Genomic DNA, 13,908 nt, shown 5'->3' with positions numbered 1-13,908 from the left:
CCCATCGAGCCCGTGTGTGTCCCACCAGTCGAGAACGCATCGGCCCTACTGCTGTCCCCATGGTCCTTCATCCCTTGGTGACCTGCTGAAACGCCTACAGCATCCTGGTACCTCTCAGAAGCACGCTGTCCCTGCTGTCCTGATTCCTTTAGGACGGAAGGTCGTAACACCGCCAAGCCCCCTCCTGTTACAGCCTTCCAGAGGGTAACAAAGCCGTACAAACCGGGAAACGCTCACGGATAACCGACGAAGCGCCCACAAGTCACCACGGGCGGCTGTACTCTTGTCCCCTACGGTGAGCCCTCAGTTCCTGGGGATATCGACGGAGCACAACTATGGCTAAGACGATAGCGATGTTCAACAACAAGGGCGGCGTCAGCAAGACGACTACTTGCTTCAACCTCGGCTGGATGCTCGCACAGCGAGGCAAGACAGTGATCATGGTGGATGCTGATCCGCAGTGCAATCTAACGGGAATGGTACTTGACCTCACAGAAACGGATGCCCTGGAGGACTTCTATCGCAAGTACCCCGACAGAAATCTTCGTGATGCACTCGACCCAGCCTTCCAGTCACGCCCACGCCCACTCAAGCCAGTTCAATGTATTGAGGTGCCCAACAGGGAAGGGCTGTTCCTGATCCCGGGACACGTGGGGCTGGCCGAGGATGAAGTGTCCTTGGGCGTCGCGCAGCAACTATCGGAATCGATTCAGGCGCTAAAGAACCTCCCCGGCAGCTTCTCTCATCTTTTTCAAATAACGGCCGAGCGATACAATGCCGACTATGTGCTCATCGATCTGAGTCCCGGCCTGGGATCCATAAATCAAAATCTTGTCGCTACCGCCGACTTCTTTATTGTTCCGGCAAGCCCTGACGTCTTTTCTGTTATGGCTTTGGACTCGCTAGCCAGAGTCATTCCAAAATGGGTGCGATGGGCGGAGCGAGCAGCAGAGCTTGATGCCCTCGCCAAAGCGGACTACAAATTCCCAAAGCCTAACCTAAAATTCCTGGGCGTTATCATTCAGCGGTATCGCCTGAAGAATAACGCACCCACAATCGCATTTCAAAAATACTTCGACGCTCTGGACTCAGCCATAGATAACACGCTCGTTCCTGCACTTGCCCAGGCAGGGGTCATGTTGTCCGAAGATTCATATGCGAACGCCGATCTTGAAGCGTCTCATCGCCTGGCTTCGATTCCTGACTTCAACGCGCTCATCGCCAACTCGCAACAGACCCGCAAACCGGTATTCAGTCTCACACGTGAGGACGTTAACCGTGGTGGTAACTTGTGGGATATTACGAAGGAGAATATTGACAAGTACAATGCGACATTCGAAGAGCTTGCTCAACGTGTAGAGAGCTTGACGGCATAGGCGACACTTCATGTCGAGCACTCGATACAAAGACTTCGTCAAGGAAATCGAGCGAGCGCGCGATCTGGTAGGGCTTGGCCAGTCGCTGTCATCGCTCACCCAAGGGCGGGTTGGCGGCGAGGATCTCTACAGGTCGGCCTTAGTGCACTGCGTGGCAGCACTCGACTCCTATATCCACGGGGTCGTCCTAGATCGCGCAGTAGATATCCTCATGATGCGCTCATCCGCCGGCAGTGGCGGCAAGGTTGGGCTACCCTTCGTCGCCATCGGTCAGATATTCACCGCTGCAAGATCGGGCGAGGCGAGTATGGAAATCGTAGCGCGAAGCATCATCGCGGAGCGATTGGCATTGGAGACGTATCAGAGGCCGGATGACATTGGAAGCGCGTTGGCCATGGTGGGAATAAGCAAGATCTGGTCAATCGCTTTCGCTGGCGAAGCGGGCCAGAGGAAGATTGATCTCGGCCTAGTGGTTAGCCGACGCAATAGAATCGTCCATCAATGCGATCTCGATCCATTAAACCCCGGCTCCATCACGCCACTTAGCGATATTGACGCACTGGCTTCGATAACTACGATAGAGGAAATTGTTACGGGAATAGATAAGGCTGTGTAAGTGCTATGCGCTAAGTTGGACAGCCTGCCATGCAGGGGCGCCTCGCCGAAACTCGACCTTTGCAGAAGCATCTACGCCAATCTGCGATTCAGGTCGTGTGACCACGCTGAATCCCGTCATTGGAGATCGCCTGAGTAACGGACTGCGTGACAATCGCCGTGGCCGATCACGAACGTCGGCGAACGGCTCAGCACTCCCTCAGCAGCTTACAAGACATGACATGACATGCTCGAAGCGGGTTCGAATTGCTTCGGGACGAAGAGGTCGTGGGTTCAAATCCCGCCACCCCGACAGTGCAGTAGCAGGTCAAGGGCCTGATCGCTGGAGACAGCGGTCAGGCCCTTGATCGTTTGACTGTCATTTGACCGTGGGTCTGGACCCTGGGTTCCGCAGTCGGTAGTCACACGTGAGCTCGAAGTTGAGGGTTGACCTGGGGGAAGGCGTGCAGGACCGTAGAGGGTCGTGTGCCTACGCCCTCCGCAGCCAGGCGCCAGTCGGGTCAGGCCGGTTCGAAGACGGGGACCCGGGCTGGCGGCGTGATGGAAAGTGCCTGGTAGACGGGTCGTAGCGGGGTCGTGTGGACGACGGCGGCGGCGATCGTGTAGATCACCAGGACGAGAGCGGCGATCACGACCGGCCACCCCGGTTCGGGAACACCTGCAAGGCCGCCTCAAGCGCTGTGGCTTCCTCCGGAGTGAGCCGTTCCAGGAAGTGGACGAGCGTGGCCGCCTGGTTGTCACTGCCCGCCAGCGCCTTGCGCATCAGGTCGGCGGTGTAGGCCTCTTTGGACGCGATCGGCTCGTAGACGTAGGCGCGGCCGACGGGCTGCCGCTTGAGCAGGCCCTTCTTGTGCAGGTTGTCCATCACGGTCATCACCGTGGTGTAGGCGATCGTCCGCTCCTGGCGAAGGCCCTCAAGCACCTCACGCACCGAGGCCGGCCTGCGCCGGGCCCACATCCAATCCATGATCGTGGATTCGAGCTCGCCCAAGCCGCGCAACATGCCGTAATACTACTGGCGATCGTCGTCACACCGTTTCTTGAACGGGGCCTTCGGACCGTTCACCGCGACTGCTCCGGCCCGTCACAGGTGAGCCGGGGCTCCGCGTCGTACACGGTGTGGAACTTCTGCTTGCGTACGACCTTCCCGTCCTGCTTGAAGATGCGCCACACGTCGATGGTGAACCCCTCCGCACCTCCCATCGGGATGCAGTCGGGCCCCGAGTCGGTCAGGCTGGGGACCGGCTTGACGTCGTAGCGCGCCGAGCTCTCGGACTCGATCTCGTAGCGCTTGGTGCTCCAGAACTGCACGGTGATGGAGGTGTCGGTGTACGAGGTCTTGATCAGCACGCCGTACGGCGAGTCGTTGCGCCAGCGGAAATCCGGCTGGGGATAGGAGACCGTGGACTCCCGCCCGGCCGGGTAACGGGAGATGTAGTACTGGTGCGGCCTGTGCTGGACGTCTTCGAAGCCGCCGAAGAAGACCGCGTTGAACATGGTGGTGGCGAACTGCGAGATGCCTCCGCCCACGTCGTTGACGAAGCGGTTGTTGAGGATCATCGGCGCCTCGACGAAGCCGCGCGCCTTGTCGCGCTTGCCGACCACGCCGTTGAGCGAGAACGTCTCACCGGGCTGCACCACATAACCGTCGAGGATGTCGGCGATGCGGTGGATGTTGGTCACGCGAGGAGCGCAGCACGGGTGGTGCGTGGTGTACGAGCTGACCTTCTCCTTGACGCCCAGCTTCTTCGCCTCGGCGGTGGTCACCCGCGGCTGTCGTGCCACGGCGGGCAGCTCGACGGTGCGCTCTCCCGCTGCCACGGCCTCGGCGATCGCCGGGCCGATCGCTTTGGTGTCGACGCCCCGCCCCGGCCGGGAGGGGACGACCTGCGGCTTGCCCTTGACGATTTTGAAGGAGGCGTCCTTCGGAGGCGTCGCCAGCAGTGCCTTGCCCAGGGCCGGAGCGATCTCGGAAGCCTTGAAGGACGGGCGCAGACCACCCTGCCCGTCCGAGACGAAACGCAGGCCCGCGGCCAACTGCTCTCTGGACACGTCGGCTTCCTTGCCGCCGCTGGTAAGCGTGAGCGGCGACGCGACCGCCGTGCGCGCGGTGGTCGTGGTGACACGGCGGACCTCGGCGGCGGTGACCTTGGGCGGCGTCGCGCGGACGTCCAGCTCCACTGACGTACGGCCCTGCTCGAAGGCCTCCCGTACGGCTCGCGCCGCCTGGTCGAGGTCGAGCGCGCGGCCGGGCTTGGGCAGGACAGCTCGCGGCTCCAGCCCTCGGTAGCGGACACTGCCTTCCCTGGGCTTCTGGTGCACGCTCTCGGCCAGCTCCCCGAGTGCGGCGGTGAGCCGCCCCTGATCCACCGTGACCTTGGGAGGAACCTCGCGACTGCCGAAGAGCGAGCGGGCGACGCCTGCCGGGGTGACGGCGCCGTCCATGGCGACCTCGACTGTCGCCCCGGTGTCGAAGCCGAACCCGAGCTCGGCGGGCGTCACCTTTTCCCGCTTCTTCCCGGCGATCAGCGTCAACGGCTCCTCCACCCGCTTCCTCAGCTCCTCGTCCAGCCGGGAGCGGGCGGCCTCGGGTGACATCCCGCCGACGTCGACTCCGTCCACCCGCGTACCGGGTGGAACCTCGCCGGCGAGCAGAACGGCAGGCACGGCGTAGGCCAGTATCGCGACGAGGACGGCGACGGCTGGAATGAGCACGCCGGGCGAGCGCAGGCGGCTCCGGCCCTGGCGCGGGGGGTGATCGCTCATGTGCCCGCCGGGCGGAAGGCGACGGCGACGTCGCCACCCTTGTTCCGCGACTCGTGGACAGTGCCGTCCTTGACGGCGGCGAGCAGCCGGTTGCCGTCAACGGCGGCGAACGCGACGGCCCGCCCCGCGCCGCCGGCCTGCCAGGTGCGCCCGCCGTCACACCTGGTCTGAACGCGTCTCTCGGCGTCCACACCCACCAGCGGAGTCCAGCTCTCGCCGTCGCCGGGACTCGACCGTACGCGGCCGGTCCGGCCGTCGTGGGCGTACAGCTTGTCGCCCGCGGTTGCGGCACGAAGCCGTGGATCGCGCATGACTCACCCTACTAGCCGATATAGTAATTCAGCCCACGCCGTCGACCCTGCCGCCTGCATCGCGGGCTTTACTGGACCATACCTGCACCAATGGACCGATATGTGCGGCAGTAGTGGCGCAGGCCCCAGTACGGCGGGCTGGTGACGATGCAGTCCACCGAGCCTGCGGGCATCTCTGCGAGCATCTGGCGGGCGTCTCCCTGGTAGATCGCCATGCATCGTGCTACTGCCCAGTTCGCTGGTTGCAGGTCGGCCAGAAGGTTGAAGGCCCCGGTCAGCAGGTTGAGTGTGACCACGCCGATGATCTCCGCGATGATGCGGTCGCTCCAGCCGTGCGCGCGGAGGTCTGCGACATCCGCGTCGGTGATGGAGGACGGCTCGGCCAGCACCCGTACGGCCACGGCGATCAGGGCTGCCTCTCTGGCGTCGGTGGACGTGCCCTGCCGGGCCAGGGCGATGTCGGCCTCGCCGAGCCCGGCCGCGCGCCCGGCCTCGACGTGCGCCTGCATGCAGGTGCCGCATCCGATCCGCTCCTGGACGGCAAGCGAGACCTTCTCGCTGAGGGCGCGGGGCAGCTTGACCCGCTTCATGGCGCGAGAGAAGTTCAGGACCTGCCCGGGGCGTCGGCAGGCTCAAGCGGGACGAGACGTCGCATATGTCCTCCTCAAGACTCTCGATGTACCATACCCCCCTACCGTATAAGGAGGAAGGCGTGGAGCGATGGCTCGTTGAGCATCTGTCCCACTGGCTCGGCGGCTGGCCCGCAGTGACCGAGCTGGACATCATCGGCGCGGACGTGCGCGATCATCCCGGCTGGGACGGCAAGATCCATCCCGCGATCGGGGTGTCCAGCCCCGAGGCAGGCGTGTTGTCGCTCCCTCCACACGCCGTCACGGCCGCGACGAAGCTGTACGCCGAGGAGAAGGACCTCGCCGTGCTGGGGCCGTGGGTTCCCGCCCTGGTGGGCTTCCCCGAGCGCGGCTGGTTCACCGCCGTCTACCGCTGGACCACCCACCCCGAGCCCCTGCCCGACGCCGGTACCTGGATGGCCGCGGACGCCCCCGGCGTACCGGACTGGCTGCTGCCCTTCGGCGGGGATGTCCTGGTGGCCATGGACCCCGCAACCGGCGAGCACCTGGCCGGGGTGGGAATCAAACGGCACGACGCCTACGGCCACGAACTGGCAGTGGTGACCGCTCCCCCGGCCCGCGGCCGGGGCCTCGCCCGCCGCCTGGTCGCCCAGGCGGCCAGGCGGGTGCTGGACGAAGGCGCCCTGCCCACCTACATGCACGACCCCGCCAACCGGGCCTCCGCGGCGGTGGCCGAAGCCGCCGGCTTCCCCGACCGGGGATGGTTCGCCTTCGGCGCCGCCGAAGCCCGTTGATCACACTGCTTCACGGCGGGGGACTCGGCCGCGTCAGAACAGATCGTGCCGTACCGCCCATGCTCATCTACGACCGTCACATCGCCGTCGTACAAGCCGATCCAGAGTCCCTTCGGGCCGGCACTGTGCTGATTCGCGGCGGCAGCCGACTCGGCCGGCTCGACCCCGGCTGACCGGTGAGCGGCGGAACCCTCCTCCCACGAAGTTCAGCCATTGACGTCGACGACGAACCCGCTGGCGGCCAGTTCGGTCAGGAAGTCGATCGGGTCCACCAACTGCTCGATGTGGCGGACGCCGGCCGGCAGTCCGGGCAGGTCGCGGACGAGCAGCGCGGCCGCGCGGCCGGTCGCACAACTCTGTGAGTGCCCGCCGAACGACGCCTGAGCCGCTCCGGCGCTGACCGTCACCGCGAAGCCGTCGCTTCCGAGGTGGACCTTCGCCAGCGTCTTGAGCAGCAGCCCTCGTATCCGGGGACGGCGCAGCAGCCCTGCGATGGCAGGGCGCCGGGCGGCGGCCAGCAGCGTGGTGAACAGGCGGGAGTCGAGGCACAAGCCCGTGCGGGCGGACGGTACGGCGATCGTCCGGGGCAGCGTGTACTGGTCGGAGAAGGGGAAACGATGCACGATACGGGCACCGTACGGCTCGGGGAAGGCCATCGTCCACGAGCCTTCGAGCGCGCCCAGCCCGTCCAGTGTCCAGGCGATCGCCGCCGAGCCGTGCTGCTCCCCCGAGCCGAGCAGCACGCCGATGCGCAGGGCGCTGCCCGGTGACCGCTCGGCGACCACGCGCGCCAGCAGGTTGGTGACGCCGGGAACGAGCCCGACACTCAGGACGGCGGTCGCCCCGCGCGCCGCGGCGAGATCGTCCAGTTCCTCGATCGCGGCCAGTACGTCATGGGAGGCCGACACGTCGACATAGCCGATGCCGCGCTCCAGGCAGGCGCGGGCGACGGCGGCATTGTCGATCTCGGCGCACATAAGCACCGTCGTGATTCCCTCCAGTGATCTGGCCAGGTCAGCGGGGTCGGCGGCGTCCACGCGAACCGACGTCACACCGGCAATGGGCCGGGCACGGCCTGGATTGCGCCCAGCGACGATCACCTCTGTGTCGGGACGTCCTGACAGAGCCAGGGCGGCCTCGCGGCCGACCGCACCATATCCGCCGAGGATGAGGACGGCGCTCACCGACGGGCCCCTTCCGCAACCGGCCGCCCGAGAATGAACGTGGTGTTCACTGGTTCGCCACTTCGTAACCGGCCTCTTCGACGGCGGCGGTGATCTTCGCTGGGGCGACGGGGCCGTCGCTGTTCACGGTCAGCAGGCCGGTCGCCAGGTCCACTTCGACGTTGGTGACACCGGCCACTTCACTGACCTCCTCCTTGACGGAGCTGACGCAGTGGCCGCAGGTCATGCCCTTGACGGTGTAGGTGGCGGTGCTCATATCGATCTCCCTTTCAATCCGGTCGGTCAGGAACGAACAAGCCGTGCGATGGCGTCGGAGGCCTCCTTGACCTTGGCCTCCGCCTCGGGCCCGCCCTTCTGCGTGGCCTCGGCGACGCAGTGGGCCAGGTGCTCTTCGAGCAGCGCCAGGGAGAACGACTTCAGCGCGCTGGCCGCTGCCGACACCTGCGTCAGGATGTCGATGCAGTACTTGTCGTCCTCGACCATGCGCTGCAGGCCGCGGACTTGCCCCTCGATACGGCGCAGGCGCATCGCATGGTTCTGCTTGCTGTGGCTGTATCCGGCCATGTCCGCTCCCCTCTGGTTCGGTTGTTCGAAATAACACCATACCCCCCTATGGTATTTCTGCCATTCGCGGGTGGCCCTTGCCGGCGGCCGTACACGATTGAAGGAGTCCGCATGCCGCACATGATCCGCAAGCCAGGCGTCCCCGGCGGGACGTCGCTGGCCGTTTTCCTCGCCGGAGTTCATTTCGTCAATGACGCGATCACCGCGATGCTCGGAACCCTGCTGCCGACGTTGCAGGATCGCTTCGGGCTCGGACCGGCCCTGCTGTCCGTGCTCGTGCCAGAGTCGCTCGATCGGCCCAGTCCGGTTCCGCACGACGATCTGACGCCGCAGTACCGCCACCTCATGCCGGACCACCATGATCTCGGCGTCCATGGCCGCCTCGCTTCGGTCCAGGATGACCAACCAGCCGAATACCCGGACCACGATCAGATACAGGAGATGCGCTGACACAAGAGCCGATCTGGGCCGTTGGGTCGGGCACGGGCGAACTCATGAACTGGGGCGCCGAAAGGCCACCCCCGGCGGGAAGTGGCCCTCGGGGAAGAGCGGCGGTCAGGCTCGGGCGGTCACCAGGGTCACCGCGGTCTCCGAGTGGACGCCGGTCTCATCCGTGCAGTGCGCCAGATTCGCGCGTACAGCGGCCGCGAGGTCGGCGCGACGCGAACCGATGTACGGGCTGACCGCGGAGAAGTCGAACAGGCAGCAGATCGCGTCAGGCCCCCCGGGAAGGGTGGCCGGCAGCGTCCATTCGCGGAGTTCGATGTCCACGAAACCGGCCTCCTTCGCCAGCATGGCGACCTCGATCCCGGGCAGGGACCACGGTTCCTCGAAGAGGCCCGCCTTGTCGGGGCCGAGGACGGTGGCGACGGCGTCGTGCAGGGCGCGGAAGAGGGGGTTGCGGTGCAGCGGCTGCCACGTGGCGATGGCGATCCGCGCGCCGGGGCGGGCGGCCCGCCGCATCTCGGCCAGCGCCGCGCCGCGATCGGGAACGAACTGCAGGACCTGCTGCATGGTGATCAGGTCGAACGCTTGGTCGGAGACGTGCAGCGGGGTGGCACCGCACTCCACGTACTGGATGGGGGCGCCGTCGAGGGCAGGCAGTTCAGCGGCGAGGGCGAGCATGGCGGGGTTGAGGTCGGTGCCGACCACGGCGCCGGTGGGGCCGACCGCCTTGGCCAGCACCCTGGCGACAGTGCCGGGGCCGGTGCCGACGTCGAGCGCCTTGGTGCCGGGGGCCGGCGCCAGCGCCTCGACCATGTACTCCGCCCACGGCTGGAAGATCGACGGGAGCAGGATGTCCTGGTACTGCCGTACCAGGCTGACGTCGAAGGAGGTGTCCGCGGTCACGGCGGCCCGGGACCTCGTGGCCGTTTCGAGGGTCTCGGCGAGGATGTCGACCTCGTCCGGGGAGTTGTACAGGTAGAACGAGGCCCGGATCGCGGCGGGGACGCCGAATCGGCTGCACGCGAGCTGCGCGCAGTGGTTGCCGGACCGGACGGCGATGCCCGCCTCGTCCAGACTCGCGCGCATGCGCTGGAGCGGGATGCTGTCCACCACGAACGACAGGAGCGGCAGCCGGTTCGCGGTGTCGGTCGGGCCGATGAAGCGGATGCCGGAAACGTCGCCGAGCCGGTCCAGGGCGTACTCGATCAGGGCCTGGTCATGGGCGGCGATCGCGTCCATGCCGATGTTGCTCAGGAAGTCGCAGGCGGCGCCAAGGCCGACGGCCTGCGCGACCGGGGGTGTGCCGGCCTCGAACTTGAGCGGGGGCGCGGCGTAGTGCATGGCGTCCACCGCGACGTGCTCGATCATCTCGCCGCCGCCGAGGAAGGGCGGGAGCTCTTCCAGAAGTTCGTACCTGCCCCACAAGGCGCCGATTCCGGTCGGGCCGCACATCTTGTGGCCGGAGAACGTGACGAAGTCGGCTCCCAGCGCGGTGACGTCGATGCCGAGGTGCGGGACCGACTGGGCCGCGTCGACGACCATCAGGGCGCCGACCTCATGCGCGCGGGCGGCGATCGTTGCGACCGGGTTCACCGTGCCCAGAATGTTCGACGCGTGCACGACCGTGACGACCTTGGTCCGTTCGTTGAGCTTCTCGCTCAGGTCGGAGAGGTCCAGGCGGCCGTCGTCGGTGATGCCGAGATATCTGACCTTCGCACCCACCCGCTCGGCCAGCAGCCGCCAGGGGATCAGGTTGGAGTGGTGCTCCATCTCGGTCAGGACGATCTCGTCGCCGGGACCGACGCGGAGCCGTCCGTCCGCCCAGATGAACGAGTTGGCCAGCAGGTTGACGGCCTCGGTCGCGTTCTTGGTGAACACGATCTCCTCGGCTCGCGGTGCGCGCACGAACGCGGCGATCTTGCTTCGCGCCCCTTCGTACAGGTCGGTCGCCTGTACGGCCAGCCGGTACACGCCACGGTGCACATTCGCATTGGTGCGGATGTAGTAGTGGTTCAACGCGCCCAGGACAGAGGCGGGTTTCTGCGTGGTGGCGGCGCTGTCGAGGTACACGGGTGGGCGGGAACCGTCAAGGGCGGTTTCGAAGAACGGGAATTCCTTCCGAATCGACTCGACGTCGATCGCCATCGTGGTCTCCTCCTGCCGAATGGTGTAGCGGCATTGTCGGCGGAGCCCGACCGGATAGATCCAACTGGAGTTGCTTCGTGGCGAACCCTTCAGCGTAACCCACATTTCACGAAGGTCGAGCGGCAAGGAGTTGCCGTCATTTCCGGCCACCGAGGGCCTCGAGTTCCTCACTTAATGTGGCGGCATGGTCGGCGATTTCCTGGTTGACGGCGCGCGGATCATGGCCAGGCGCCGTTCGCGCGGCCTTACCCGGAGAATTCTGGCCGACCTGGTCGGCTGCAGCGAGGAATGGCTCCGCCTGGTCGAGAACGGGGTGAAACCCCTGGATCGGCTGTCGACCATCATGCGGATCGCCGAAGTGCTCCGCGTCGAGGATCTCTCCGAGTTCGTCGGCGGCCGGACGAAACTCCCGCCCGCCTGCGAGCACGGCGAATCCGACGAGGTCGGGAACGCGCTGCTGCTGCCCGGCCGGTTCACCGGCGAGGCGACCGAGAGCGTGCTGCGGGTGCAGCACCACGTGATGACGGCGTGGGAGATCTGGCAGCGCTCGCCCCACCGCTACACCGAGACGCGGCGCCGCCTGCCGCCGCTGCTGTCGATGGCCGACCTGTCGGCCAGAGGCGCCACCGGCGCGGACCGGGAAGCCGGTACGGCCGGCCTCACCCAGGTGTACCGGCTGTTCGCGGCGCTGCTGCGAAGCTGCGGCCAGCACGCGCTGGCCCTGGTCGCCGCCGATCGCGCGGTGGCCTCCTCGGCGGGTTCGGCGATCACGAAGGCTGAGGTGGCGGGCGTGCTCGTCTCGCTCGGCCGGTACGCCGACGCGCGCTGGCTGTGCCTGGCGGTGATCGACGAGCGGCCCGAGTCGCTGGAGGTCACCGGGCTCTGTTATCTGACGGCCGCGCTCGCCGCCGCCGAGGAGAGCGACGTGCTGCGGGCCGAGGAGCTGCTGAACCACGCCCGTAGGATCGGCGACCGGCTGGGCACGGAGTTCGCACTGGAGGTGGACCTGCACCGAGTCGCGGTCGCGGTCCGGATGGGCCGGTGCGCGCAGGCGATCCGCCTTGCCGCGGGCGTCGACGCCGACCGCCTCCCCGACAGGGACCGCCAGGCGCGGCACCTGCTGGCCGTGGCCACCGCGCACGCGATGGACGGCGACTCGGGCGCGGCCATGGCGCTGCTGTGGCGGATCGTCGAGGGCTGCCCGGAGGAGCTGCGATTCAACGCGGACGCCGGACCGGTGCTGGCCCGGCTGCGGGCGATGGACTGCGAGTCGACCCGAGGGGAACTTCGGCAGATGACCCGGATCACCACTTGATTCATCAACGTCGGGGCATGGACGACGCGCTTCTCGGCCGTTCGGGACGACCACGCCCGTCGCCATCTCCGCGAACACCGACTTCCCCCTGCCGGATGAGGACACACCACACGGCAAGACCCGGACGTACCTCAGCCTGAAGGGCGGGCCGTCGAGGCCGAGGTCTTCGCCGGTTGAGGATGCGATCCCAAGGCGACATACCAGCGCTGATCCTGGCGGGTGAGCACCAGGGTCTCTTGATACCGCCCGGAGGTGCCGCGTCCGACGAGCCGGGCGGTCGCCACCTCCGGCGAGATCTCGCTGCTGATGTCGACGTTCTCAAGCCGGATCTGCCGGCCGCCGTGCATCTCCAGCCGCCGCTGGATGTCGGCTGCCGGGTCGTTCCCGATCGGGGCCAGCAGGGCGAGCCGCTGCGCGTCGTGCTGGTTCAGCCCGAGCACGTAGGCGTCCACCGCGGCCCGGGGGCTGGCGGCTCCTCCGGGCGCCTCCGTGATGCCGCACCCGAGGAGCAGCGCGCATCCGGCGAAGGCCAGGACGAGCCTCCGCCGGATGTCCGAGATGATGCTCATGTCTGCCGTGTCACGTCCGATGTGCGTAGAACCATGCATCGGGGGTCGCCGCGATGATACTGCTCAGTCTCTTATTCAGAGTATTGGTGCTGTGGTAGGTCATGTACAGTTCGTCGGCGTTCTGTCCTGAACCGTCGCGGCCGGTGACGAACATGGAGTGGCTGATGTTGTCGTTCCGGTCGAAGTCGATTTGCAGGACGTCGCTGACGCCCATTTCCCAGATGTAGTCGAGCGGCTCTGTCCGGCCGGAATTGAAGGGGCTGGCGAACCAGTACCAGTTCTCTGCCGCTGCCCAGGTGTAGGTGGTGGTCCAGTTCCCTTCGTGCCCGTAGTACCACTGGTCGGGGAGGGTCCGGTTCTCGCCTGGCCAGGAGCCCGTCCCCGCCCAGCCTCCGGCCTTGACTATCTGCGACAGGAAGTTGGTGCAGTCGCCGCCTTCACCGCCGTAGGTCCGGTAGTTCGGGTTGTAGTTGCTCCAGTATTGGAGGGCGTATCTCGTCATCGCGCCGTAGTCGTAGGCGAGTGTGGAGTTACCGGGAGCACGATAGGTGGGAGACGATTTGTCGGGCACCGTGCCCTGGGACGTCGTCCGTGGCCGGGATGTGCTGCTGAGCTTCTTACTGGATGGAACGGCTTTGGACGGTACGGTTCCTGCGGTGCTCGGGTAGGTGTCGGGGGCGAGGTCTCCCACGCGGATATCCGGCGCGTCATGGCTGAGCACCCACTGGCTTCCCTCCAGGGTGTACGTCAGGGTGTGACGCAGTTGGTACTGCTCGGCCTCCGGACTGCCTGGCGTCGTGCGGGCGTAGAACAACGTGGTGTTCTCGGTCAGCTTGACCGTCGCGGTCTTGCCGCTGGTCGATATCTGCATGTCGGAGACGGTGACCTCGCCCCGGCTGTGCCCGCCGTTGGCTGATCTCAACTTCTCGCGGCGTACGTCGATCGCGGCGGAGTCGGCTCGGAGCGTCTCCTTGACCTGCTCGCTCGCCGGCGTCGCATGGAGTGCGGTGCCCCGCGAGTCGCCGGTCAGTTGGGCGACTCGCGATTTGAGGTACATCAGTGCGGCGGTTTCGAGGTCTTCGGCCGAAGCGTGTGTGTCGGCCGAATATGCGGGCGTGCTGATTGCCATCAGACAAGCGGTGGCCGCGGCCACCCATAAGTGCCGTTTCCTTGAACGCACGATGCCTCCCCGTAACTATTGTCATGACAATTCGTTGATCGCTTCGTAAGGA

At 66.2% G+C, this 13,908-nt stretch carries 16 protein-coding genes; 5 read left to right on the top strand and 11 right to left on the bottom strand.

The features are described 5' to 3' along the window. Positions 1 to 335 precede the first annotated feature (335 nt). Positions 336 to 1,376 (top strand): ParA family protein, encoded by a 1,041-nt coding sequence (locus KME79_RS18915; protein ID WP_219545546.1) that lies wholly within the window; start codon positions 336 to 338, stop codon positions 1,374 to 1,376. Positions 1,377 to 1,386: 10 nt separating this feature from the next. Next, the gene (locus tag KME79_RS18910) at positions 1,387 to 1,992 is read left to right on the top strand and encodes a hypothetical protein (protein ID WP_219545545.1); all 606 of its coding nucleotides are present in this window, start codon (positions 1,387 to 1,389) and stop codon (positions 1,990 to 1,992) included. A 499-nt stretch (positions 1,993 to 2,491) separates the two neighbouring features. Here the strand turns inward: KME79_RS18910 and KME79_RS46355 are convergent, their stop codons facing one another. The 5 genes from KME79_RS46355 to KME79_RS18890 form a co-directional block, all read right to left on the bottom strand. Beyond that, on the bottom strand, positions 2,492 to 2,623 hold the full coding sequence (locus tag KME79_RS46355) for a hypothetical protein (protein WP_281429413.1): 132 nt from the start codon (positions 2,621 to 2,623) through the stop codon (positions 2,492 to 2,494). Then, positions 2,620 to 2,994 (bottom strand): BlaI/MecI/CopY family transcriptional regulator, encoded by a 375-nt coding sequence (locus tag KME79_RS18905; RefSeq protein WP_246640053.1) that lies wholly within the window; start codon positions 2,992 to 2,994, stop codon positions 2,620 to 2,622. The genes KME79_RS46355 and KME79_RS18905 overlap by 4 nt, the downstream gene beginning before the upstream one ends. 59 nt (positions 2,995 to 3,053) lie before the next feature. Then, a complete protein-coding gene (locus tag KME79_RS18900) occupies positions 3,054 to 4,757 on the bottom strand; it encodes a VanW family protein (protein WP_219545544.1) in 1,704 nt (567 codons plus the stop codon). Next, complete coding sequence (locus KME79_RS18895; RefSeq protein ID WP_219545543.1) at positions 4,754 to 5,068, bottom strand: hypothetical protein; 315 nt, start codon at positions 5,066 to 5,068, stop codon at positions 4,754 to 4,756. The genes KME79_RS18900 and KME79_RS18895 overlap by 4 nt, the downstream gene beginning before the upstream one ends. Before the next feature lie 68 nt (positions 5,069 to 5,136). Beyond that, positions 5,137 to 5,658 carry a carboxymuconolactone decarboxylase family protein gene (locus KME79_RS18890; RefSeq protein ID WP_219545542.1) on the bottom strand — a complete coding sequence of 174 codons (522 nt, stop codon included), beginning with the start codon at positions 5,656 to 5,658 and terminating at the stop codon, positions 5,137 to 5,139. Positions 5,659 to 5,780: 122 nt separating this feature from the next. Here KME79_RS18890 and KME79_RS18885 point away from each other — a divergent pair, with 122 nt between their 5' ends. Then, entirely contained in the window at positions 5,781 to 6,452 is a 672-nt protein-coding gene (locus KME79_RS18885) for a GNAT family N-acetyltransferase (RefSeq protein ID WP_219545541.1), read from the top strand. A gap of 206 nt (positions 6,453 to 6,658) precedes the next feature. On the opposite strand, the gene KME79_RS18880 is transcribed toward KME79_RS18885, so the two are convergent. From KME79_RS18880 to KME79_RS18870, 3 genes are read right to left on the bottom strand one after another with little or no spacing between them, the layout of a single operon-like run. After that, on the bottom strand, positions 6,659 to 7,636 hold the full coding sequence (locus KME79_RS18880) for a saccharopine dehydrogenase family protein (protein WP_219545540.1): 978 nt from the start codon (positions 7,634 to 7,636) through the stop codon (positions 6,659 to 6,661). 46 nt (positions 7,637 to 7,682) lie between these two features. Then, on the bottom strand, positions 7,683 to 7,892 hold the full coding sequence (locus tag KME79_RS18875; RefSeq protein ID WP_219545539.1) for a heavy-metal-associated domain-containing protein: 210 nt from the start codon (positions 7,890 to 7,892) through the stop codon (positions 7,683 to 7,685). A 26-nt stretch (positions 7,893 to 7,918) separates the two neighbouring features. Beyond that, positions 7,919 to 8,200: a metal-sensitive transcriptional regulator gene (locus tag KME79_RS18870; RefSeq protein ID WP_148037235.1), complete on the bottom strand. Its 282-nt coding sequence runs from the start codon at positions 8,198 to 8,200 to the stop codon at positions 7,919 to 7,921. Between the two features lie 111 nt (positions 8,201 to 8,311). On the opposite strand from KME79_RS18870, the gene KME79_RS18865 reads away from it, so the two are divergent. After that, positions 8,312 to 8,650: a hypothetical protein gene (locus KME79_RS18865; protein WP_219545538.1), complete on the top strand. Its 339-nt coding sequence runs from the start codon at positions 8,312 to 8,314 to the stop codon at positions 8,648 to 8,650. A 105-nt stretch (positions 8,651 to 8,755) separates the two neighbouring features. Here the strand turns inward: KME79_RS18865 and KME79_RS47000 are convergent, their stop codons facing one another. Beyond that, entirely contained in the window at positions 8,756 to 10,792 is a 2,037-nt protein-coding gene (locus tag KME79_RS47000; RefSeq protein WP_219545537.1) for a SufS family cysteine desulfurase, read from the bottom strand. Positions 10,793 to 10,976: 184 nt separating this feature from the next. Between KME79_RS47000 and KME79_RS18855 the strand changes: the two genes are divergently transcribed. Further along, entirely contained in the window at positions 10,977 to 12,107 is a 1,131-nt protein-coding gene (locus KME79_RS18855) for a helix-turn-helix domain-containing protein (RefSeq protein ID WP_219545536.1), read from the top strand. Positions 12,108 to 12,238: 131 nt separating this feature from the next. On the opposite strand, the gene KME79_RS18850 is transcribed toward KME79_RS18855, so the two are convergent. Continuing rightward, complete coding sequence (locus KME79_RS18850; protein ID WP_219545535.1) at positions 12,239 to 12,676, bottom strand: hypothetical protein; 438 nt, start codon at positions 12,674 to 12,676, stop codon at positions 12,239 to 12,241. Between the two features lie 10 nt (positions 12,677 to 12,686). Continuing rightward, positions 12,687 to 13,805, bottom strand: a complete 1,119-nt coding sequence (locus KME79_RS18845; RefSeq protein WP_219545534.1) for an amidase domain-containing protein — start codon at positions 13,803 to 13,805, stop codon at positions 12,687 to 12,689. Positions 13,806 to 13,908: the final 103 nt, after the last annotated feature.

It is taken from the genome of Nonomuraea harbinensis (genome assembly GCF_019396385.1).
In the GTDB taxonomy this organism is placed as follows: Bacteria; Actinomycetota; Actinomycetes; order Streptosporangiales; family Streptosporangiaceae; genus Nonomuraea; species Nonomuraea ferruginea.
This window is presented reverse-complemented; position numbering and strand designations above follow the sequence as displayed.